The following is a 21928-nucleotide window of genomic DNA, read 5'->3' on the forward strand; positions in this document are numbered from 1 at the left end:
GCCAGCTTAAGCTGGCTTTTTTATTGATTGGGATTTATGGATCTCTATGTCTATAACTTTATAGAGCGCCTTTAATGTAAGGATATGCATTATTTAAGAGTTTAGGTTGAGCTTGTTCATTAGGATGAATCAGATCTTTTTGCATGAGTTTATTATTTCCAGCAACACCTTCTAGAAAAAAAGGGAGCAACTTCACATTAAATTGCTGGCTCACAACTTTATAATTATTTTCAAAGGCTTTGCTATACGCTGAGCCATAGTTTGGAGGAATCTTCATGCCAAATATGAGGACTTTGGCATTAGATTTTTGGCTCAATTGAACTAATCGAGTGAGGTTTTGTTGAATCATTTTTGGAGGTTGACCTCGTAAACCGTCATTACCTCCCAATTCAATTACGACAATATCTGGTTTGTGTGTTTGTAGCAATTTAGGCAAACGTGCTAATGCACCACTGCTTGTTTCACCACTGACACTTGCATTGACCACTCGATGTTGTTTCGGATACTGTTGATCAAGACGTTTTTGCAAAAGATTGACCCAACCTTTCTCGGTGGGTACGCCGTAACCAGCACTTAAACTATCACCAAGAATAAGGATAGTTTTTGCAAAGCTATTGATCGGTAAAAGAAACAGACAACTGCAGATAAATAAAAAGGCAGTTTTTCTCAACGTAACAATATTTAAACTTTGACTGATTTGCATAAAGGCTTTCTATGGTTCGTAATGACTCAACTTCTTCAATCATGCCACAAGCGTTAATTTCTGCACAGCAATTGACACAAACGATACAGATCCAACAAAAAAAGTTGACGATTTTTGAGAATCTAAATCTACAAATTTATCCTGGCGAGCAAGTCGCAATCACAGGCAGATCGGGTTCTGGAAAATCTACACTCTTGGGAATTCTGGCGACATTAGATCAGCCAAGTTCAGGAACATTGTCGATTAATGGTATAGCAGTTGAGCAATTAAGCGAAGAGAAACGCGCTCAAATTAGACTTGAAAATATTGGTTTTGTATTTCAATCCTTTCAGCTTTTACCTTCTTTATCTGCGCTTGAAAATGTCATGTTACCGCTGAGAATTCAAAAGAATTTTGATTATGCCAAAGCAGAACAACAAGCCCTTTATTGGTTGAACAAAGTGGGTTTAGATCGTCAAAGTACTCAAACACCTAAAGTACTGTCTGGGGGAGAACAACAACGCGTAGCAATTGCACGCGCTTTAATTGCTGAGCCCAAAATTGTATTTGCGGATGAACCAACGGGAAATTTAGATGGGACGACAGCCCAGGAGATTGAACAGCTTTTATTTGATTTGAATCGGGAGCTGGGCACTACATTGGTTTTAGTCACCCATGATCAAAAGCTAGCACAAAAATGTGAGACGCATTATGAATTGATCGATGGTCAATTAGAAAAAGTGCAAGGCGCTTCAGCTTCTGGAGAGCGTGTATGAGTGCGCTATTCAAACCTTTGTTGAAGCAAAGTTTTGCTAGCACAGGGATTTATTTGCTCATTTTTGCATTGAGTCTCGCGATTAGTGCGACAACCGCTTTAAAGTTCAGTAATGATCAGATTCAACAAGCTGTTTCATTGCAGGCTGCTAAGCTTCAAGCTGCAGATCTAGTGTTGAGTGATCAATATCCGCTCAATGAAAAATTTAAACAGAAGGCGAACCAACTCAATCTACAACAGTCCCAAGTGACGGTTTTTGGTTCAATGGCACATACTGATGAACAATTTGTCATGGTGAATGTCAAAGCGATTGAGTCCAATTTTCCGCTACGTGGTGAACTCATTATTCAACCTGATCAGACTGCTATTCGGTCAGAAGAGGTATGGCTGAGTCAACGTGCTTTAGATTTATTAAATGTCAAAATAGGGGAGAGGGTTCAAATCGCAGATGCGAGTTTTACAGTCACAGGAGTCATTGAAAAGGATTCTAACCAAGAACTCGGATTTTCAGCCTTTTCACCTACAGTGATCATTTCACAATCTGATGTTGCGGCAACCAATGCGATTCAGCCTGGAAGTCGTATCGAATATCGTCTGCTTATGTCTGGTGAGCCGAATAGACTTAATGAGTTTACGGCTTATTTTGATCAGCTCTATCCTAAAAAAATGATTGAACCAAATGCAGATGATCAGCAAGCAATGGAAACCCAAAGCTCAATTCGCTTGAGAACTGCGGATGAGGCGAATACCCGCTTGATGCGTCCAATTGAAAATCTAGATACTTTTTTACAGCTTGCAAACATTCTTACAATTTTACTGTGCGGTATTGCAATTGCGTTGACCAGTCAACGGTACGTTCAACAAAATCAAGATCATGTTGCTTTAATGAGATGTATGGGGGCTGCAAAGTTCCAAATTCTTAAGAACTATATTGCATTGCTTATGATTGCCGTCGCAATTGCGATGTTCATCGGTACTGGATTGGGGATTGGTCTAGGCTATATTTTATTGCAGTTTATGTTGCAACTAATTCCGCATTTAGACATCCAATTTAGCTTGTTTGATTTGGTTTTGGGTCCTTTGCCGATTGCAATATTCACCAGTGTCATTGTGATGTTTGGATTTATTGTCCCAAGTTTGATGCAGCTCTTAAATACGCCTCCAATTTGTGTTATCCGTGAGGATGTTAAATCTACGCGTTCTCTCTTGACCTTATTGGGAGCGGGAGCTGTAAGTCTTATTTTATTTTGTATTTTGCTCACTCAAAATATACAGCTCTCATTGCTCGTTATCGGTACGATCCTCGCATTGTGTGCAAGTATGTTCAGCATAGTTTGGTTGCTATTAAAGATGATCAAATCTTTGAAAAATAGATGGTCAGCCTATGTACGTGTACCTAATCAAACAGCACTTCAAATTACTGCACTTGCATTAGGTCTGAGCCTGATTACAGTTCTTGTAGTATTAAGGACGGATCTATTAGATCGTTGGCAGCAACAGTTACCTGAAGGTACGCCAAATCAATTTATTTATGGTCTTCCTCCATTTGAAGTTGAGCAATTTAAAGCTCAGATCGAAAAAGAAGGTTGGCCAAGTACACCCTTGTATCCGAATATCCGCGGACGCCTAATTAAACATAATGGTCAGCCATTTTCGGAATCATTAAGAGCGCAAAATAACTCACTCAGACGAGAGTTAAATTTGACTCAAGCTCAAGGCTATCCAGAAGATAATGTCATTGTCAGTGGGCAGCCACAATTGCAGCAGGTGGGAGATGTTTCTGTTGAAGCAAATCTTGCTGAAGAGTTAGGGATAAAAGTGGGTGATCAACTCAGCTTTAGCTTGCCAGAAGGTGAACTTCAAGCCAAAGTTGTAAATTTAAGAACAGTCGAGTGGGAAAGCTTCAGTCCAAATTTTTTCTTCATTTTTGCACCGAATACGATGGATGAAAATGCTGGAAGTTATTTAGGAAGTTTTTTTGTACCTCAAGATGAAAAATCCAAGTTGGTCAATCTGATTCAGCAGTTCTCAAATACTGTATTTATCAATGTTTCCTTAATTTTAGAGGAAATTAAAAACTTAGTATCTGTTCTGGTTCAGATTATTACCATTCTTGCGCTTCTCGGCAGTGTTTCAGGTTTTTTGGTGTTGATTGCTTGCATTAATTTATTGATGGATGAGCGAAAGCGAGAAGTCGCAATTTTAAGATCATTTGGCAGCTCAAAATCCAATTTGAAAAATATGCTGAGTTTAGAAATTGGATTTATCGGCTTTATGGCTGGCTTAGTATCGTGTTTTTTTGCTGAGGTCATCAGTGCGATCGCCAGTTATAAAATGGATCTCGCAATACAACCGCATTGGGAAATCTGGGTGATTCTACCTATGAGCATGATGATCTTATGTGCGCTGATTGGTCGTTATCGTTTAAGCTACTTAACTGAGATTCCTCCATTAAAAAGCTTGCGCGAACTCAATCAATCATAAAATTTATGAGGTCTAAAAAATGCAATTGGAATTAATACGCCAATTGCATTTTCATTTGCTGCAACATTTCAGCCCAAATGGGTTGTATTCCGCTCACTAAGCCTAAGTTATATTGATACATGAGCCAACATAAGAAGATGCCTAGAGGAAGTACCACGATGGTAGTGGTGAAGCCTAGTCTAAATCGTTGACCGATGTACCAACATAAAGCCATGACTGCACCCATCAACATTCCACCAATATGCGCTGCATTATTTATTCCAGGGATCATGAATCCCATACCAATATTTAATGCCAAGATGATCAGCAGCGATTTACGATCAAAGAGAAATTGTTGTTGTGGTAAAGGGGGAAAAAGAGATAAGAGCGTTAAAGCACCACCTAAACCCATAACGGCACCTGATGCACCTGCGGATACACGTGGAAATAAATCATGGTTGACATGCTCCAATAACTCGTAACTATTCCGAATATCAATCAGTCCACTGATCAAGCTTCCCATAATGCCTGCTAATAGATACAAGCCTAAAAAATAAACGTGTCCAAGTGTTTTCTCAGCGACATTGCCAAAGATATACAATGCCCACATATTGAGCATTAAATGAATAAGACCAAAATGAAAAAATGTACTGCTGAAGATTCGGAGGGGTTCCTCTAAATAAGTCAGCGGTGCATAATCAGCACCCCAGCGCAAAGCATCTATTGTTGCTGGGTTTGATATATCCACCCCGCTAAAGATTTGCCAGATAAAAAGTCCAACATTCAGTGTAATGATTAAAAACGTAATCTGACTTAAGGGTAGACGTGATTGGCTTTGAAATTGGGGTGGTTGCATTTCCGTCATGTCATTGTATTCTGTGATAATGATATGGATTAAGGTCAAGCATGTACTACGCTAACAAAAGGAGCAACACACTGACATGAAAGCATTTATTGTTCGAACTTTATTGGTCATTGTCAGTATCATCCTTGTAATTCAACTATGGATTTTTTCAAGTCTTGCATGGTGGAGAACCAATGCTGTTGATACAACGATGCTCATGCGTTGGACATACTGGACCGACAGTTCGAAGCCTATTCAGCATCAATGGCGTGATTATGAGAATATCAGTGATCATCTGAAACGTGCGATTATTGCAGCTGAAGATGCTAAATTTATGCAACATCATGGCTTTGATTTTGACGGCATAAAACATGCTTTGGAAAGAAATAAAGAAAAAGAACAAGTGGTTGCGGGTGGATCTACCATTTCCCAACAATTATCCAAAAATCTATTTTTATTTAATAAGCGTTCTTTTTTACGTAAAGGACAAGAGGCGGTCGCTACTGTCATGATGGAGCGTATGTGGTCAAAACAACGCATTCTTGAGGTATACATGAACTCCATTGAATTTGGAGATCATATTTTTGGTGTGGAAGCTGCAGCACGTCATTATTTTGGAAAATCGGCAAGCAGTCTAACACGTGAGCAAGCCGCATTTTTGGCAGCGATCTTGCCGAATCCGCGTTATTATCAACACCACCGTCAAGATCGTAAACTCAAAAATAAACAGCGAATTATTTTGCGTTACATGAATGCTTCAAGAATTCCGTGAAATGTAATTGTCTAAAAAACTTTCGTGAGATCAAAAATGCACAGTGATCATGTGCATTTTTTATGAAATTGTCATAAATTTGAAGCATACTTAAGACAGATCTTTAGCATGCAGGTTTTGTGGTATGAATACCGCGATGACAAATACTCCAACTGAATATACTTATAATGAACGATATATCAATCGTGAACTTTCAATTTTAGATTTTCATCTTCGTGTTTTAGAACAAGCGGTTGATCCATTGCATCCATTGCTTGAGCGAATGAATTTCTTATTGATTTTTTCAAGAAATATGGACGAATTCTTTGAAATTCGTGTTGCGGGTGTTATGGAGCAATTGGAGCTCGGTAATGAAAGCCGTAGTCCAGATGGGTTAACACCAAAGCAAGTTCTTGAGAAAATTTCACAGACTGCGCATGCTGCAATAGAGCGTCAATATCGTATTTTGAATGATGAAATTTTTCCAAAATTACGTGAAGAAGATATCTGCTTCTTACGTCGTGGAGAGTTGACACCTGCTCAATCCCAATGGATTAAAAAATATTTTCAGGAACAAGTTGCGCCAGTACTTACTCCAATTAGTTTAGATCCAGCACATCCATTCCCGCGTTTAGTCAACAAATCACTCAACTTTATCGTCACGCTAGAAGGCAAAGATGCTTTTGGACGACAGATTGATTTAGCCGTTGTCCCTGCGCCACGTTCTTTACCACGTGTGGTTCGTTTACCTGACGAGTTAACCGATGGTAAAGAACACCACGTGATGCTGTCAGCGATTATTCATGAGCATGTCTCTGATTTATTCCCAGGAATGACTGCGACAGGTTGCTATCAATTCCGTGTGACGCGAAATGCGGATTTAGCCCTTAATGAAGATGTCGAAGATTTGGCAAAAGCATTAAAAGGGGAGTTAAACTCTCGTCGATTTGGACGTGCTGTCCGTTTAGAAGTGACAGAAAATTGCCCAAAACATATTTATGATTACCTTCTCAACGAATTCGACTTGCATGAAGAACAATTATATAAAGTTGATGGACCTGTGAACTTGGCACGTTTAGTGTCTAATTTTAAACGTCCGCATTTGAGATATGACTCACATACGCCGGTCATTCCTAAAGTATTAAAGAAGTCTGAAAATGTTTTTTCTGCGATGAAGAAACAAGACATTCTTTTACATCATCCATTCGAATCATTTGCTCCAGTTATTAATTTATTACGTGAGGCAGCACGAGATCCACAAGTTTTAGCGATTAAGCAAACATTATATCGAAGTGGGCCTGATTCTGAGATTGTTCAAGTGTTGGCTGAAGCTGCACGTAATGGTAAAGAAGTCACAGCTGTCATTGAACTTCGAGCGCGATTCGATGAAGAGTCAAATATTGCGGTAGCAAATGTTTTGCAAGAGGCTGGTGCTGTGGTGGTTTATGGCATCGTAGGCTATAAAACACATGCAAAAATGATTCTCGTTGTGCGCCGTGAAAATAATAAATTGGTTCGTTATGTGCACTTAGGTACAGGGAATTATCATGCAACCAATGCCCGGATCTATACCGATTACGGATTGATGACAACGGACAAAGAGCTTTGTGAAGATGTGCATCGTATATTCCAAGAGTTGACTGGAATGGGCAAAATGGCAAAATTGAAGAAATTACTTCATGCGCCATTTACGTTGCATACACAGTTAATTAGTTATATTGATGAAGAGATTGCTCACGCCAAAGCGGGTAAGCCAGCTCAGATTATTGTGAAAGTGAATGCGCTGACTGAAGTGCAACTGATTAATAAACTTTATGAAGCATCACAAGCTGGTGTGCAGATTGATTTAATCATACGTTCAATTTGTTGTTTAAGACCAGGTTTGCCAGGGCTTTCTGAGAATATCCGTGTGCGCTCTATCGTTGGACGATTCTTAGAGCACACACGTGTGTATTATTTTGGAAATGCAGGGCAACCACGACTGTATTGTTCAAGCGCAGACTGGATGGATCGTAATTTATTTAATCGTGTTGAAGTTTGTTTCCCTGTTGAGGATCCAACTTTGAGAAAGCACATTTATCAACATGGTTTATTGAATTATATGAAAGATAATCAACAAGCTTGGTTGTTAAATGGTGATGGAACTTGGTCACGTGCGCAATGCGATGAAGGTGAGACTCCTCATAATGCGCAACATAAATTGCTTGAACTCTTTAAATCTTAAATGATTTTTATAAAAAAAGGAGCCAAATGGCTCCTTTTTTGTGATGACTTATTAGCAAATATCAGCAGTAATGCGCTGTAGAATTTGTAAAAGGACATCAAATTCGCTTTGCAATGGCGTACTTTTACGCGTCACTAATGACAGAATGCGTGAAGGGGCATTCTCAATTGGTCGGATCACCAATTGATCATTATTTTTCAGCATATGTGTATTTACCGCAATCTGAGGTAGTAATGTAAAGCCCAGATTAGAACTCACCATTTCAACCAAGGTTGGTAATGAGCTCGCTTTAAGGCGATGATCATTCTTGCGTTCACCGATAGGGCATACACTTAAAGTATGGTCTCTTAAGCAATGACCTTCTTCAAGCAACATGAGGTGTGTCAAATCAAGGTCTTCTAGAGATTTAGCTTGCGCCGTTTTGTGGTCAGCTTTGTTTGCAACTAAGTACAAACTCTCTTTCGCAACTTCAGCGACTTTTAAGCCACGTGTGTCGAATGGGAGCGCTAACATGATCATGTCTAAATTGCCATGTTCTAGCTTTTCAACCAAATGTTCACTCTGTGCTTCATGAAGATGTAGTTGAATTTTAGGCAGCTCTTTATGAACTTCTTCTAACAATTGCGACAAAATAAATGGTGCAATCGTTGGAATAATTCCTAAATGAAGATCACCAGTAAGTGGTTCGCTCATCTCACGGCTCAGTCGCATGAGATCTTGAGCATCAGCAAGAAGGACACGTGCTCGTGCAACCACTTGCTCACCGAGAGGGGTTAAACGTACATTTTGGCGATCACGTTCAACGAGAACGCCACCCAATAAACGCTCGAGCTCCATAATCCCGCCAGAAAGCGTAGACTGAGTAACGAATGAGCGACGTGCTGCTTCTGTAAAATGCAACGTCTCAGACAGAGTCACGAGATATGACAGCTGTCTTAGGGATGGTAATGCAGCCATAGTGTCCTAGTGTTTATCATTTAAAATGTTTTGCAAACAAACCACTCAGTTGTGGGATGAAATGCGCAGGAATATCATGCCCCATTCCTTCGATTAATTCAAACTTTGCGCCTGATATTGCTTTTGATACTGCCTTGCCGTGGCTAAAAGGGAGTAGACGATCCTTTGAGCCATGTACAACCAGTGTTGGCTTTTGAATTTGCTTATCGATAGAAACTAATGAGCCTGTACATAATATTGCTAAAAACTGTTGAAGTACACCCGCTGGATGATAACTACGCTTATATAATTTACGCGCGTTTTGAATAACTTCCAATTGATTGACGTAACCAGGTGAACCAATCGTCTGAATGACTTTAATACTATGATTTACAATACCATCTTCATCATTCGATGCAGGGCGACCAATAAGACTAAATAATTGTTTTGGAAATGGTGGCGGAAGAAATGGCTGATTATTACTGGTAAATAATAATCCTAGTTTATCCACTTTTTCTGGATATTTTGCTGCCAATATCTGAGCGATCATTCCCCCCATTGATGCACCAATAATATGCGCTTTTTCAAGACCTAATCGTTCAATGAGTAACGCTACATCTTCAGCCATATCATATAAATTGTAAGGAGAGCCTTGATTTCCTAGACCAAAAGCAAATCGACCCATAAGTTTAAATGTATTGAGGCGAGGTCCCTTGTGCTTAATTTTTGTTGAGAGGCCAATATCTCGGTTATCGAAACGAATGACTCTGAAACCTTGGTCTATTAAAGATTTGCAAAAAAAATCTGGCCAAAAAAGCATCTGCGCACCCAGTCCCATGATGAGAATAATCGTAGGATGTTCAGCCTTGCCTCCAACTTCAATATGAAGGTCGATCCCATTGCCTATGCTCACTTTACTTTCTTGCATGAATGGAGCATAAGGTGAAACTTGATATTCTAGTGCGTTATTCATTTTTATTGTGTCCAAACTAAAAGGGTACTTTCATTTGAAAATACCCTAAATCTTTGAATAATTAAACGGCAGCTGGAATTAAATCTGGGACCAGTTTGGTCAATGTTAAACGTTGCTTCGCTGCTGTTGGTCCAAGTAGCACAAATCCACGAAGCGTTGTTTCTTGGTCAAGTGCTTTAGCAATCATTCCGTCATCGAGTTCTTCAGTTTCCCAAGTTGCCTCTACACCTTGAGGTACAGGTAATACAGTCAGTGGTGCAGCAGGAGTTTTCACTGCAACTGGCATCGCTGGATAATGAACTTGTGTATTTTCACCAGACAATGTTTTAGCTAAAGCACGTGCTTGTTGCATAATTGGCATGACATACGGAAGCAGTAAACCATTTACTTCTGCACAATCACCTAATGCATAAATATCGGTTTTATTGGTTTCCATTAAAGTGTTAGTCACAATCCCACGGCTGGTATGGATTCCTGCTTCTTGTGCAACTGATGTATTGGGTTGCAGGCCAACAGCAGAAAGAACAACGTCAGCTGTAAAGCTCTGTCCATTTGCAAGCGTTACGGTATAGCTTTCGTCTGAGTTTTTACTTACCCGATCTACGGTGGTACTTAATGCAAACTGAATACCTGTTTCTTCGAGATTTTGCTGGAAAGCATGTGCAACGTGTTCTGGTAGAAGGCGACCCAAAGGTTGTGGGGCAAGATCAATCACAGTCGCTTGATGACCAGTGTTCTGTAAATCGTTGGCAAACTCACACCCAATGAGGCCTGCACCTAAAATGACAACACGCTTGTCTTGTTTAAGGTCGAGCTTAGAGCGAAATTCACGATAATCAATCAGTGAGTTAACTACATGAATATCATCAGCGCCATCACCTGAAATGGCTAAACGAATAGGGTTAGCACCTACAGCTAATATTAATTTGCTGTATATAAGGTTTTCAGCTTGTCCATCTTTTGTGTAGGTCAATTGATGTTGATCTGCAGAAATTGAAGTTACAGTCGCATGATGAATAATTTGCATATTCAATTGCGCAGACATTTTCTCAGCATCACCTAAGGCAATTTGCTCTGGCGCTTTTTTACCTACAAGTGCATTAGATAAAGTTGGTTTTGCATAGTTCACCGCATCATCTGAGCAAATCATAACAAGTGCTTGTTCAGCATTCAGTTTGCGAAACTCTCGCGCTAATGTGTAACCTGCCATGCCAGAGCCAACAATGATGATCGGTTGCATAGTACTCTCCAATACTGATAATTTTTTTAGTAAATAAGAAAAAAGACCATATCAAAATGGTCTTTAAAGGAAATCTGTATTAGATTTCAATCATTTCAAAATCTGCTTTTGATACGCCGCAATCTGGGCAAGTCCAATCATCTGGAATATCTTCCCATTTAGTGCCTGCAGCAATGCCATCTTGTGGCCAGCCTTCTGCTTCGTCATAAATCCATCCACAAACGATGCATTGATATTTTTTCATTTGATTCTCCAAAAATACTGACAATTCCATTTATTGGTGTCAGCCAAAATCTTTCTCACACCTAGACTCGAGTGATATGAATTTTTATCGTTCATATTCAAGCAAATTTTTACGCAGTTCGAGGTGGAAAGTAAAGTAAATAACGGAGTTTAGCTGACTAAAAGAGAAGCTGAATGGCAGATTAGGACAAAACGTATGCTAATTATGCTAATGCATGATAGGACTGAGCATTAAATCTTTGAAATATTTGCCAAAATTATATGTATTATGATTTAAAAAAAATTGTCAGACTTTTGTCGCGTATTGATTTACCAGTTATTCATATAAAATTTATACTGTTTGTGTTTTATACTTGTTATTTAATTAAAAAATGGTTTATTAAAAATCAATAAGTTATATTGGTTGGTATTTTTTCTTAGCTCATGTTTGCTATATTTTTTGTCAATAATTCGTTAAAATTTACGCATTCTTTTGTCTAATTTTTATCTCCTATGTCTACTTCTTTGTCTACATCATTGTGGTCACACATTCGTACGGTCCAAGATTTTCCAAAACCAGGAATTTGTTTCTTTGATTTAACTCCTTTGTTCATGCAGAGCATTGCACCTTTAACTGATGCCTTAATCGAAAGTATTCCTGCGGAGCAATTGGCAGAGGTAGAGAGTTTCGTTGCTGTTGAAGCACGTGGGTTTGTTTTGGCGAGTTTGTTGGCGCAACGTACTGGCAAGGGGTTGTTGTTGGTTCGTAAAGCTGGAAAATTACCACCACCAGTAATTGGCGTGGGCTATAGCCTTGAGTATGGCATGGACCGTTTAGAAATGTCTGCGGATGTACAGGCTCAAAAAGTGATTATTGTTGATGATGTATTGGCCACAGGTGGTACATTAAAAGCAGTTAAGCAATTGATGGATAAATGTCAGCACACTGTTTTAGGGGCGAGTATTTTCCTTGATTTACCAGACTTACACGCGGATTTAGGAATGAATATTTGGTCAGTTTTGGACGATAAATCAAAACCTCAAATTTAAGTCGAAAAGCCTTGTGATTCACAAGGCTTTTTTAATGTGATTGATGATTTGAGTGGCTGACTAATCCGATCAGGTAATTCAGACGATCAGGGTTTTCCAGTTGATGACGGCCACCAATAATACTTTCAACGTACATGTATGGCTCTAATAAGTCAGAGGTACTATGCATATCAATCAGTTCATCACCAAGTTCGATATAAGCGATTTGAGATGAGGTTTTGGATTGAAGCTCCTCAATTGTAATCGCTGGATAATCTGGATCGAAAGATGGCATTAGGCTCGGATTTGCAATCACAGCAGGAAGTTGAAATCGATTTGACATCTTTAATGCCCAGTAACCACCTAGACTATGTCCTACTAAAATGTCTGGTTTAATTTTCTCGATCATATCGATATAAAAACGTTCAACAGCAGCGTATTTTAAATTTCGATAATCAACATTAATGCAATATTTATTTTTAGAAAGAATTGCCTGAAACTTGGTAGATTCTCTTGAAGAATCTAATCCATGCATAAACAATACTTTAGGCTCTTGAGTGTTCATAAGTCATCATTAAATCCATTCTATTTTTTATGATTGTTGAAAGTATACTTTTCCACAATTTATAGGATGATTGTAGAGTGCTGTATTCAAAGTACAACTTAGCTTTTGGTCTAAGAAATGTTCAGACCTAGACTTTAGTGGATGAAATTAAGCGTTTTTCAAATGGCTGATTATTTTTTCTAATGCTCAAGTACTTTGAATTCTGCTATGCTATGCAACTTCTTTTTTAAATAAAATTACGAGGCAGAGATGACGCAACAAAACGCTCAATCGACTTCTGAACAAGCCATTTCCGAAAACGATTTAATCGCACAGCGTCATGCCAAGTTAAAACAGATTCAAGATAAGGCTCAAGAGCAGGGTACGAGCCCTTGGCCAAACACGTTTAAGCGTGAACATTATGCACAAGACCTTCAGGATCAGTTTGCTGATAAATCAAAAGAAGAAATTGAAGGCAGTGAAAAAGTTTATGTCAAAGTTGCGGGTCGGGTGATGTTGAACCGCGGTTCGTTCATGGTGATCCAAGACATGACCGGCCGTATTCAGCTTTATGTGGCGCGTAAAGAACTTTCTGCTGAAACACTTGACACCATTAAAGGTTTAGACCTAGGTGATATTATTGCCGTTGAAGGTTACATCGGACGTTCAGGCAAAGGTGATCTTTATGTGCATATTGAACATTTTGAACTCCTCACTAAATCACTCCGTCCTCTTCCAGACAAGTTCCACGGTTTAACAGATACAGAAGTAAAATATCGTAAACGTTATCTTGATTTGATCGTGAACGAAGAAACGCGTAAGACTTTTGAAATTCGAGCAAAAGTAGTTGCTGGTATTCGTAACTTCTTGACTGAAAAACGTTATATGGAAGTTGAAACGCCAATGATGCATGTGATTCCAGGTGGTGCTTCTGCGCGTCCATTTGAAACGCATCACAATGCCTTAGACATGCCATTATTCTTACGTATTGCACCAGAACTTTACTTAAAGCGTTTGGTTGTAGGTGGTTTTGAACGTGTGTTTGAGATTAACCGTAACTTCCGTAATGAAGGTGTGTCTACACGTCACAACCCAGAATTCACCATGATCGAATTCTACCAAGCTTATGCAGACTACAAAGACTTGATGGAACTGACAGAGCAAATGCTAGAAAAACTAGCAATTGATATCTTAGGTTCGACAGATGTACCTTATGGCGAAGAAGTGTATAGCTTCAAAGGTCCATTCAAGAAAATCTCAATGTTTGATGCAATTCTTGAACATAACCCACAATTTACACCTGAAAATGTAAATGATCGCGAGTTTTTAGCTGAGTTTGTTAAGAATGAACTTAAAGAGCAAGTGAAGCCAGGTTTTGGTCTAGGTAAGCTTCAAACGATTGTATTTGAAGAAACTGTTGAAACGAAACTTCGTCAACCGACCTTCATTACTGAATATCCTGCGGAAACCTCTCCATTGGCACGTCGTAACGATGACAACCCGCACATTACTGACCGTTTTGAATTCTTCATTGGTGGTCGTGAGCTTGCAAATGGCTTCTCAGAGTTAAATGACCCAATTGACCAGGCTGAGCGTTTCCAAGCACAGGTAGCTGAAAAAGATGCGGGTGATGATGAAGCAATGCACTATGATGCTGACTTCGTTGAGGCGCTTGAATATGGATTACCTCCTACAGCAGGTGAAGGGATTGGTATTGATCGTCTGGTAATGCTATTTGCCAATGCGCCAAGTATTCGCGATGTGATCTTATTCCCACATATGCGTCACAAAAATGCGTAATAGTGAAATTAAAAAAGCCCTTCTTTGAAGGGCTTTTTTAATTTTTCTTAACATAAAATTAAATTTAAATGTTTTTTAGTGTGAGTGTATTTTGAGGTTTTAATTACAAAATATTTAATTAAGGTGATAAAAAATATAGAAAATTATCATTAAAGCTAATCTGTTTAACTAGCTGTATGTTTATCAAAATATTTATACAGTGTTATTAAATGTATCTAATTAAATACTTAATGTAAAGTTAATGGATTTATAAATTAAAAATTCAAATAATCAATAAGATATAATCCTAAATTGATTTGTGATGAACCCGAATAGACTTATAAAAATCCTATCATCGAGCTTACTATTTTCTAGTCCATTGGTGTTTGCCAATGGCATTCTCCTCAACGATGAAAACCTAAGAAATGATTTAAATTGGCTGAATCAACAAGGTGTGATTCAAATAAGCACCTCGACATGGCCGCTAAGTGGTGATGAAGTCCAACGTGCCCTCACCAATGCTAAAATTAACTCCATTGAACAACAAAAGGTTATTCAGGAAGTCGAAAGAGCGATTAAGCAGCAAAATGAAACATTAAAAGTTGATGTTTTCGCGGAGAGTGATCAAAAGAAAATCCCACAATCTTTTGCCGATCATCAAAAAGCACAATATGCGCTTGGTGCAGAGTTAAATCTTGGGGGGCAAAATTGGGATGCGAAGCTCAAAGTTAGAGGTGAAAAAGACCCTCAGATAGACAATGGGCAAGACGTTAACCTAGAAGGCTCATATCTTGCGGGTAAACTTTGGAATCAATGGCTCATTGCTGGTCAGATTCCAACCTACTGGGGACCTGGACACGATGGTAGTTTGATACGTGGAGATGCAAGTCGACCAGTATATGGTTTCACTCTACAGCGTGCTGAACAGTCTGCTTTTGATCATAAATGGCTATCATGGATCGGGCCTTGGCAATACCAAGCTTTTGGCGGCCAGTTAGATGATTATAAAGCAGTTCCTGATGCTAAAATTATTGGTTTACGTTTGACCGCACAACCACTACCTTATTTAGAGTTCGGTGCATCACGCATTATTCAATGGGGTGGTGAAGGTCGCCCTGAGGATTTAGGAACTCTCTGGGATGCTTGGATTGGTAAAGATAATGTTTACGGGGATACTGTTAATCCATCTAACCAGATTGCTGGATTTGATGCGCGTTTGAATCTAAGCTATTTATTGAACCAGCCAATCGGCGTCTATGCTCAATACGTGGGGGAAGATGAAGCAGGTGGCTTACCTGCTAAGAAAATGTATCAGGCTGGGGTGGATTATTCTTCATCTTTAAAAAAAATGCCTTATCAGGTTTATGCTGAGTGGGTAGACACCACTACAAATGGGAAGGCCCAAGGAATATCTTATAATCACAGTGTTTATACAGATGGATATTATCAACATGGCTATCCTCTTGCACATGCGATTGGAGGAGATGGTGAGATGATTTCTTTGGGTGGAAATATTCGTTTTGATGCCATGAATAGACTTTCAGGTCGCGTATTATTTGCAAAAGTAAATCAATCAAATCGAGATACCAATGTTGCATTTTCTGAGGAAGATGATATCCAAGCATTAGATTTAACTTGGACGCATTTTGTGAAGCCGAATTTGCCATTAAAGATTAATGGTTGGATTGCAGATTCAGATCGTCATGGTAATGATGCAGGTGCTTCTGTTGGTATTGAAATACCTTTAGATGTCAAAAAACTGGGACGTTAATATTCTTAGATTAGTATTTGAAAAAGCCACCTAAAAAGGTGGCTTTTTTTACATGAGACTTGTTTGTATCCGAACTTTCATTTCTAAGCTAAGTTGCGCGATATAATCCTTCATCCATGGGTAATTCTGTCCCATTGGATTTACTTTAGTGGCTGTGTCTAAAAAACTAAGCTCAGGCTGAATGAATAATTGCTTTTCTAAGCAGTCTTTAAATTGCTCAGCGTTCGCATATAAATCTGTTTCAACTACAAAAAAATGTTTAGGATAATTGTAAAAGGCGTAGCACAAATTAAAAGCTTTTTGATTGCCTTTTAAATGACCAATACTAATTTCACTTCTATGATCTTGATTGCTATGTGTAACGCCAATCAAGAACTTTAGTTTTTGATCAGTATGTTCAACAGCAAACTGTAAGCCAATTTGATCAGCAGTTAACTCGTGCTGAACAAAAATATTTAAAGCAGAACCATTTTCAGTAAACGGTTCTTGTAACACTAGAATTTGATGATGCTGATAAATATGACCAGCAATTTGAGCTCGCTCTAAATGTTGTTTAAGAGATTCAAGGCTAAGCATGGGAGATAAAAATAACTAATTTAGAGATTTTTTATATTGAATGAATCCTGTCTCGGTTGCAACACGATTATACAAAAGTCTAGCGTTATCATTGCTTTTATGGGTTAGCCAATACACTCTATCATAACTATTTTTACATTCGTCATAGCTAAATTCTATTAATTTCCTGGCTAAGCCCTGATTTCTATAATTTGCATCAATAAACAAATCTTGGAGATAACAATAAGGGAGTTTAGTCCAAGTGCGTGCGTGAGAAATGAGATGTACAATTCCGACGACGTTTTGATTTTTTATAATGGCATAGCCAAACATATCGGTTTGCGACGCATCAGATAATCGTTTGAAAGTCAGAGCCGCTTGTTGAGGATTCAATTCGGTCTTGTAGAATTCAAGGTAAGCTGACCAAAGGGCTAACCATTCTTGGTATTTTATATTTGAAAGGCCTGTAATTGTTATCATAATTAGATTGTCTCTTTGCTTATATTCTATTTGAGTATATTAATATAAAAAAACGAGATAAAGCTCCGTTGTCTAAATCACTATAATGAATATAAATTTTCAAAAGTGTCATAAGTACACATATTCTAGCTGGTGTTGTCCATGTCATTAAATGAGGAAAGACTTACTCATCTTAAACAGCTTGAAGCTGAGAGTATTCATATCATTCGCGAAGTTGCTGCAGAATTCGAAAATCCAGTCATGCTTTATTCGATTGGTAAGGACTCGGCAGTTATGCTGCATTTAGCGCTTAAAGCATTCTATCCTGCAAAACTCCCTTTTCCACTGTTACATGTAGATACAGGTTGGAAATTTAAGGACATGATTGCTTTCCGCGACAATATGGCTAAGCAACATGGTTTCGATCTTATCGTCCACCAAAATAAAGAAGGTAAGGATGCTGGGATTAACCCATTTGATCATGGTAGTTCGAAATATACTGATATCATGAAAACTCAGGGTTTAAAACAGGCATTAGATAAATACAAGTTCGATGCTGCATTTGGTGGTGCTCGCCGTGATGAAGAAAAATCACGTGCCAAAGAACGTGTGTATTCATTCCGTGATGATAAACATCGTTGGGATCCTAAGAACCAACGTCCAGAACTTTGGAATCTTTACAATGGTAAAGTGAATAAAGGCGAAAGTATCCGTGTGTTCCCATTGTCGAACTGGACTGAGCTTGATATTTGGCAATATATTTACTTAGAAAGTATTCCACTTGTTCCATTGTATTTAGCGGCAGAACGACCTGTTGTTGAGCGTAGTGGTACATTAATTATGGTGGATGATGAGCGTATGCCTTTAAAAGAAGGTGAAGTTCCACAAATGAAATCGGTTCGTTTCCGTACTTTGGGGTGTTACCCATTGACAGGTGCGGTGGAGTCGACTGCTAACACCTTGCCAGAAATTATCCAAGAAATGTTGCTTGCAACGAGTTCTGAGCGCCAAGGTCGAATGATTGACCATGATGAAGCGGGCTCGATGGAAAAGAAAAAGCAAGAAGGTTACTTCTAGAATCTCTCTGCCGCAGCAGTGCTGCTCCTCTCTTTGTAAAAGAGAGGAGTCATCCTCCTTTTTCAAAGGGGGAACGAGGGGGATTCAAATACACCGATTTCAACATATTTGTGGAGCTATGAGCCATGTCTCATCAATCAGATTTGATTAGCCAAGATATCTTGGGTTATTTAAAACAACACGAAAATAAAGACTTATTACGCTTTTTGACTTGCGGTAACGTAGATGATGGTAAATCAACTTTAATTGGTCGTTTACTTTACGATTCAAAATTGATTTATGAAGATCAATTGCAAGCCGTTACACGTGACTCTAAAAAAGTCGGTACAACAGGGGATGCACCTGACTTAGCGCTACTTGTAGATGGTTTACAAGCAGAGCGTGAGCAAGGTATTACGATTGATGTAGCTTACCGTTATTTCTCTACAGAAAAACGTAAGTTTATTATTGCCGACACTCCGGGGCATGAACAATACACACGTAACATGGCTACAGGTGCGTCTACGTGTGATCTTGCGATCATTTTAATTGATGCGCGTTACGGTGTTCAGACACAAACACGTCGTCATACGTATATTGCAAGCTTACTTGGTATTAAGAACATTATTGTTGCGATCAACAAAATGGACTTGGTTGAATTCTCTGAAGCACGATTCAATGAGATTCAAACTGAATATGCAGGCTTTGTTGCACAATTGGGTGACCGTAAACCATCTAACATCATCTTTACGCCGATTTCTGCGTTAAATGGTGATAACGTTGTAAACAAATCTCCAAATACGCCGTGGTACACAGGCGAAACTTTGATGGGTACGCTTGAATCTGTAGAGATTAATCGTACTTCAGCTAAAGCTGACTTCCGCTTCCCTGTACAGTATGTGAACCGTCCTAACCTCGATTTCCGTGGTTTCTGCGGTACGATCGCACTAGGTGATATCAACGTTGGAGATACGATTACTGCGTTGCCATCAGGTAAATCATCTACAGTTAAAGAAATCGTTACTTTTGATGGTAACTTAGAACGTGCAGTTGCTGGTCAAGCAGTGACATTAACGTTAAACGACGAGATTGATATTTCTCGTGGTAACGTACTTGTACGTGCAGACCAAGAAGTACCGGCAATTTCTCGTTCTGTTCAAGCGACTGTTGTATGGATGGCAGATCAACCGCTTGCGATTGGTAAGTTATATAACGTGAAGATTGGTACGCAAACTGTTCCTGCTAAGGTAACAGCAATTAACTTCCGTACAAACGTAAATACGCTTGAAAAAGTTCAAGTTGAAAACTTAGAGCTGAATGCGATTGCGAATGTAACGATTGAATTTGATGCACCAGTCGTATTTGACCGTTATCAAGATAGCCGTTACACAGGTTCATTTATCTTTATTGACCGCTTAAGCAACGTTACAGTTGGTGCAGGTATGGTTGAAGAGGCAGTTGAGTGGACTGCACATAATGAGCCTGTAACATCAGAAGCACGTGCGGCGCGTTTGGGTCAAAAACCTGCTGCGGTAACTGTATCAAATGCTGCAATTGTGAATGCACAAGTATTAGAAAGCTTATTGATCCAACAAGGTGTTGTCGCGATTGCTAAAGCTGGTTTAACTGCTGAGCAAGTTGCATTATTACGTGAAACTGGAGTGGTGGTCATTACTGATACTGCAACAGGTACGGATGCAAGTTTTGAAGTAGAAGCTGCTGAAGAATTGGCTGAGAAGATTGTGGAATTGGTTCGTCTTTAAGATTGACTGATTTAAAAAAACCCGCCTGATGGCGGGTTTTTTTATTTAAAATTCAATAACGACCACACTAGTCTTAATGAGCTAAGATAGGGTAAACATTAACGATAAATTCGAGATATGATGAAAATAGTAGCGTATTTGCTTTTGATGCTCTTAACGGCATGTGTTAATGCTCCGATACAACAAAAACACCCTAGTAAAGCTTGTTTAGAATACCAACAAATGATGACAGCGCCTATGCCTAGAGAAGCTATGCAAAAACTGCAAAAAAATGCTTCGAATCTAAAGAATAGAGATTAACGGTAAAATTGGACTAAAAACTTAAAACATTTTCGTAGAGTAGAAAAGCTAAAAAATAAAATCATCGTTTAAAGTTAAATATTTTTTTATTGCTCATGAGTCTTGATTAAGATGGAAACTAATCCATTCTATTTAATATACATTTACTAAGAAAAATTATTAAATCATGCCTCAAGGTTCAAAATTTTAACGATATTGGATTAGTTTTGTGTGCTTGAAACTTGAAAAATATAGGAATAGTGATTGCATTGGTGCTAAATTAAATGAGATGAAATGATTAGGCGCTACAATGAATAAAGCACTCCCAAAATTTCACCCCAAACATCTCAATTGGCTGATGCCGTTAATTTTGTCATGTTTGATGAGTGGTTCAATTTCTTTAATTAATATTGTAATGAATCGTGGATTTTTTGATGGGATCTGGGCGGTCTGGATAAAGACGTGGGCAATGTCTTGGTTAATCGCATTTCCATTGATCTTAATATTTTTACCTGTGGTAAGAAAAATCTTAATGCGTTTTGTAAAAACGATACCATAGCCCTTGAATGAAAGGTTTGATTGGCATTTAAAACAACAATTATAAAATTCTATGATCTTGCAACTGTTAAAAAATCGGGATAATTTTGCAGGTCGATAAAAATTACAACCTAAGGATTGGCATGACATATAACTCAGTATTCAAGGAAAACTTATTTCAGAATCAGGTCATCATTGTGACAGGAGGTGGTTCTGGTATTGGACGTTGTACAGCTCATGAGCTTGCATCATTGGATGCACAAGTGATTATTACAGGGCGTACCCAAGAAAAACTCGATAAAGTTGTTGCTGAAATCATGGAAGATGGTGGTAGAGCCTATGGCATCGCTTGTGATAATCGTGATGAAGCACAAGTGAAAGCCATGATTAGCGAAGTAACTAAAAAATTCGGACGAATTGATGGCTTGGTGAATAATGCAGGCGGACAATTTCCAGCGCATTTAGAAAAAATCTCAGCCAATGGATTTGATGCTGTCATTCGAAACAATCTACACGCTACATTCTATCTTATGCGCGAAGCTTACAATCAGTGGATGAATAAGCATGGTGGAAGTATTGTCAACATGACTGCTGATATGTGGGGAGGTATGCCGAATATGGGACATTCAGGGGCAGCCCGTGCAGGGGTTGATAATCTGACCAAGACAGCTGCTGTCGAATGGGGCAAATCTGGAGTTCGTGTGAATGCCGTAGCACCTGGATGGATTTTGTCATCAGGTATGGATACATATACTGGTGAAATGGCTGAAAAAGTGATTCCAAGTATGGCGGAGAAAGTTCCTTTGCAACGCATGGGAACAGAAGCTGAGGTGTCATCAGCGATCGTCTATTTGTTGTCTGAAGCATCTAAATTTATATCGGGTGTCACGATACGGATTGATGGCGCAGCTTCTCAAGGCACACGTATATTTCCATTAAGTCCGGCTGAGAATAATCAAGCCTATGATGGATTTCACCGTTCTTTTTTACCCGAAGTGATTCAAAATTTAAAAAAATAAGAAATGCCCAATTGAAGCTTTAAACTT

At 38.8% G+C, this 21928-nt stretch carries 20 protein-coding genes; 11 read left to right on the forward strand and 9 right to left on the reverse strand.

Annotated features, from left to right (window positions below):
* Positions 1-58: 58 nt before the first annotated feature.
* Positions 59-703, reverse strand: coding sequence for an arylesterase (locus AC1M85_RS04105; RefSeq protein ID WP_481586523.1), 645 nt, complete (start codon positions 701-703; stop codon positions 59-61).
* 41 nt (positions 704-744) lie between these two features.
* Between AC1M85_RS04105 and AC1M85_RS04110 the strand changes: the two genes are divergently transcribed.
* Both AC1M85_RS04110 and AC1M85_RS04115 read left to right on the forward strand, forming a co-directional pair.
* Complete coding sequence (locus tag AC1M85_RS04110; RefSeq protein WP_481590640.1) at positions 745-1458, forward strand: ABC transporter ATP-binding protein; 714 nt, start codon at positions 745-747, stop codon at positions 1456-1458.
* Positions 1455-3941: an ABC transporter permease gene (locus AC1M85_RS04115; protein WP_488213607.1), complete on the forward strand. Its 2487-nt coding sequence runs from the start codon at positions 1455-1457 to the stop codon at positions 3939-3941. The genes AC1M85_RS04110 and AC1M85_RS04115 overlap by 4 nt, the downstream gene beginning before the upstream one ends.
* A gap of 31 nt (positions 3942-3972) precedes the next feature.
* On the opposite strand, the gene AC1M85_RS04120 is transcribed toward AC1M85_RS04115, so the two are convergent.
* Positions 3973-4785 (reverse strand): rhomboid family intramembrane serine protease, encoded by an 813-nt coding sequence (locus AC1M85_RS04120; RefSeq protein ID WP_481588885.1) that lies wholly within the window; start codon positions 4783-4785, stop codon positions 3973-3975.
* Positions 4786-4861: 76 nt separating this feature from the next.
* Here AC1M85_RS04120 and mtgA point away from each other — a divergent pair, with 76 nt between their 5' ends.
* Together mtgA and ppk1 are read left to right on the forward strand one after the other, a co-directional pair.
* Entirely contained in the window at positions 4862-5536 is a 675-nt protein-coding gene (gene mtgA, locus AC1M85_RS04125; RefSeq protein WP_035266660.1) for a monofunctional biosynthetic peptidoglycan transglycosylase, read from the forward strand.
* A 124-nt stretch (positions 5537-5660) separates the two neighbouring features.
* Positions 5661-7739: a polyphosphate kinase 1 gene (gene ppk1 / locus AC1M85_RS04130; protein WP_035266707.1), complete on the forward strand. Its 2079-nt coding sequence runs from the start codon at positions 5661-5663 to the stop codon at positions 7737-7739.
* A gap of 51 nt (positions 7740-7790) precedes the next feature.
* On the opposite strand, the gene oxyR is transcribed toward ppk1, so the two are convergent.
* From oxyR to rubA, 4 genes are all read right to left on the reverse strand, one after another.
* The gene (gene oxyR / locus AC1M85_RS04135) at positions 7791-8696 is read right to left on the reverse strand and encodes a LysR family transcriptional regulator OxyR (protein ID WP_035266662.1); all 906 of its coding nucleotides are present in this window, start codon (positions 8694-8696) and stop codon (positions 7791-7793) included.
* Positions 8697-8712: 16 nt separating this feature from the next.
* A complete protein-coding gene (locus AC1M85_RS04140) occupies positions 8713-9648 on the reverse strand; it encodes an alpha/beta fold hydrolase (RefSeq protein WP_488213608.1) in 936 nt (311 codons plus the stop codon).
* A 61-nt stretch (positions 9649-9709) separates the two neighbouring features.
* Positions 9710-10888, reverse strand: coding sequence for an NAD(P)/FAD-dependent oxidoreductase (locus AC1M85_RS04145; protein WP_488213609.1), 1179 nt, complete (start codon positions 10886-10888; stop codon positions 9710-9712).
* A gap of 79 nt (positions 10889-10967) precedes the next feature.
* Positions 10968-11132 (reverse strand): rubredoxin RubA, encoded by a 165-nt coding sequence (rubA, locus tag AC1M85_RS04150; RefSeq protein ID WP_000760495.1) that lies wholly within the window; start codon positions 11130-11132, stop codon positions 10968-10970.
* Positions 11133-11623: 491 nt separating this feature from the next.
* Here rubA and AC1M85_RS04155 point away from each other — a divergent pair, with 491 nt between their 5' ends.
* Positions 11624-12160 carry an adenine phosphoribosyltransferase gene (locus AC1M85_RS04155; protein ID WP_035266671.1) on the forward strand — a complete coding sequence of 179 codons (537 nt, stop codon included), beginning with the start codon at positions 11624-11626 and terminating at the stop codon, positions 12158-12160.
* Between the two features lie 31 nt (positions 12161-12191).
* On the opposite strand, the gene AC1M85_RS04160 is transcribed toward AC1M85_RS04155, so the two are convergent.
* Positions 12192-12704 carry a YqiA/YcfP family alpha/beta fold hydrolase gene (locus tag AC1M85_RS04160; protein ID WP_179997703.1) on the reverse strand — a complete coding sequence of 171 codons (513 nt, stop codon included), beginning with the start codon at positions 12702-12704 and terminating at the stop codon, positions 12192-12194.
* Positions 12705-12953: 249 nt separating this feature from the next.
* Between AC1M85_RS04160 and lysS the strand changes: the two genes are divergently transcribed.
* Together lysS and AC1M85_RS04170 are read left to right on the forward strand one after the other, a co-directional pair.
* The gene (gene lysS, locus AC1M85_RS04165; protein WP_092766879.1) at positions 12954-14483 is read left to right on the forward strand and encodes a lysine--tRNA ligase; all 1530 of its coding nucleotides are present in this window, start codon (positions 12954-12956) and stop codon (positions 14481-14483) included.
* 301 nt (positions 14484-14784) lie between these two features.
* The gene (locus AC1M85_RS04170) at positions 14785-16233 is read left to right on the forward strand and encodes a capsule assembly Wzi family protein (protein ID WP_488213610.1); all 1449 of its coding nucleotides are present in this window, start codon (positions 14785-14787) and stop codon (positions 16231-16233) included.
* A 48-nt stretch (positions 16234-16281) separates the two neighbouring features.
* Here the strand turns inward: AC1M85_RS04170 and AC1M85_RS04175 are convergent, their stop codons facing one another.
* Positions 16282-16809: a hypothetical protein gene (locus tag AC1M85_RS04175; RefSeq protein WP_092766877.1), complete on the reverse strand. Its 528-nt coding sequence runs from the start codon at positions 16807-16809 to the stop codon at positions 16282-16284.
* A gap of 15 nt (positions 16810-16824) precedes the next feature.
* A complete protein-coding gene (locus AC1M85_RS04180; RefSeq protein ID WP_488213611.1) occupies positions 16825-17268 on the reverse strand; it encodes a GNAT family N-acetyltransferase in 444 nt (147 codons plus the stop codon).
* 141 nt (positions 17269-17409) lie between these two features.
* Here AC1M85_RS04180 and cysD point away from each other — a divergent pair, with 141 nt between their 5' ends.
* From cysD to AC1M85_RS04200, 4 genes are all read left to right on the forward strand, one after another.
* Entirely contained in the window at positions 17410-18324 is a 915-nt protein-coding gene (cysD, locus tag AC1M85_RS04185; protein ID WP_035266686.1) for a sulfate adenylyltransferase subunit CysD, read from the forward strand.
* A 125-nt stretch (positions 18325-18449) separates the two neighbouring features.
* The gene (cysN, locus tag AC1M85_RS04190) at positions 18450-20066 is read left to right on the forward strand and encodes a sulfate adenylyltransferase subunit CysN (RefSeq protein WP_481590615.1); all 1617 of its coding nucleotides are present in this window, start codon (positions 18450-18452) and stop codon (positions 20064-20066) included.
* A 589-nt stretch (positions 20067-20655) separates the two neighbouring features.
* Positions 20656-20904 (forward strand): DUF2798 domain-containing protein, encoded by a 249-nt coding sequence (locus tag AC1M85_RS04195; protein WP_035266689.1) that lies wholly within the window; start codon positions 20656-20658, stop codon positions 20902-20904.
* Between the two features lie 121 nt (positions 20905-21025).
* Positions 21026-21901 carry an SDR family oxidoreductase gene (locus AC1M85_RS04200; protein WP_092766872.1) on the forward strand — a complete coding sequence of 292 codons (876 nt, stop codon included), beginning with the start codon at positions 21026-21028 and terminating at the stop codon, positions 21899-21901.
* Positions 21902-21928: the final 27 nt, after the last annotated feature.

This window comes from Acinetobacter sp. 24-47-64 (assembly GCF_057737055.1).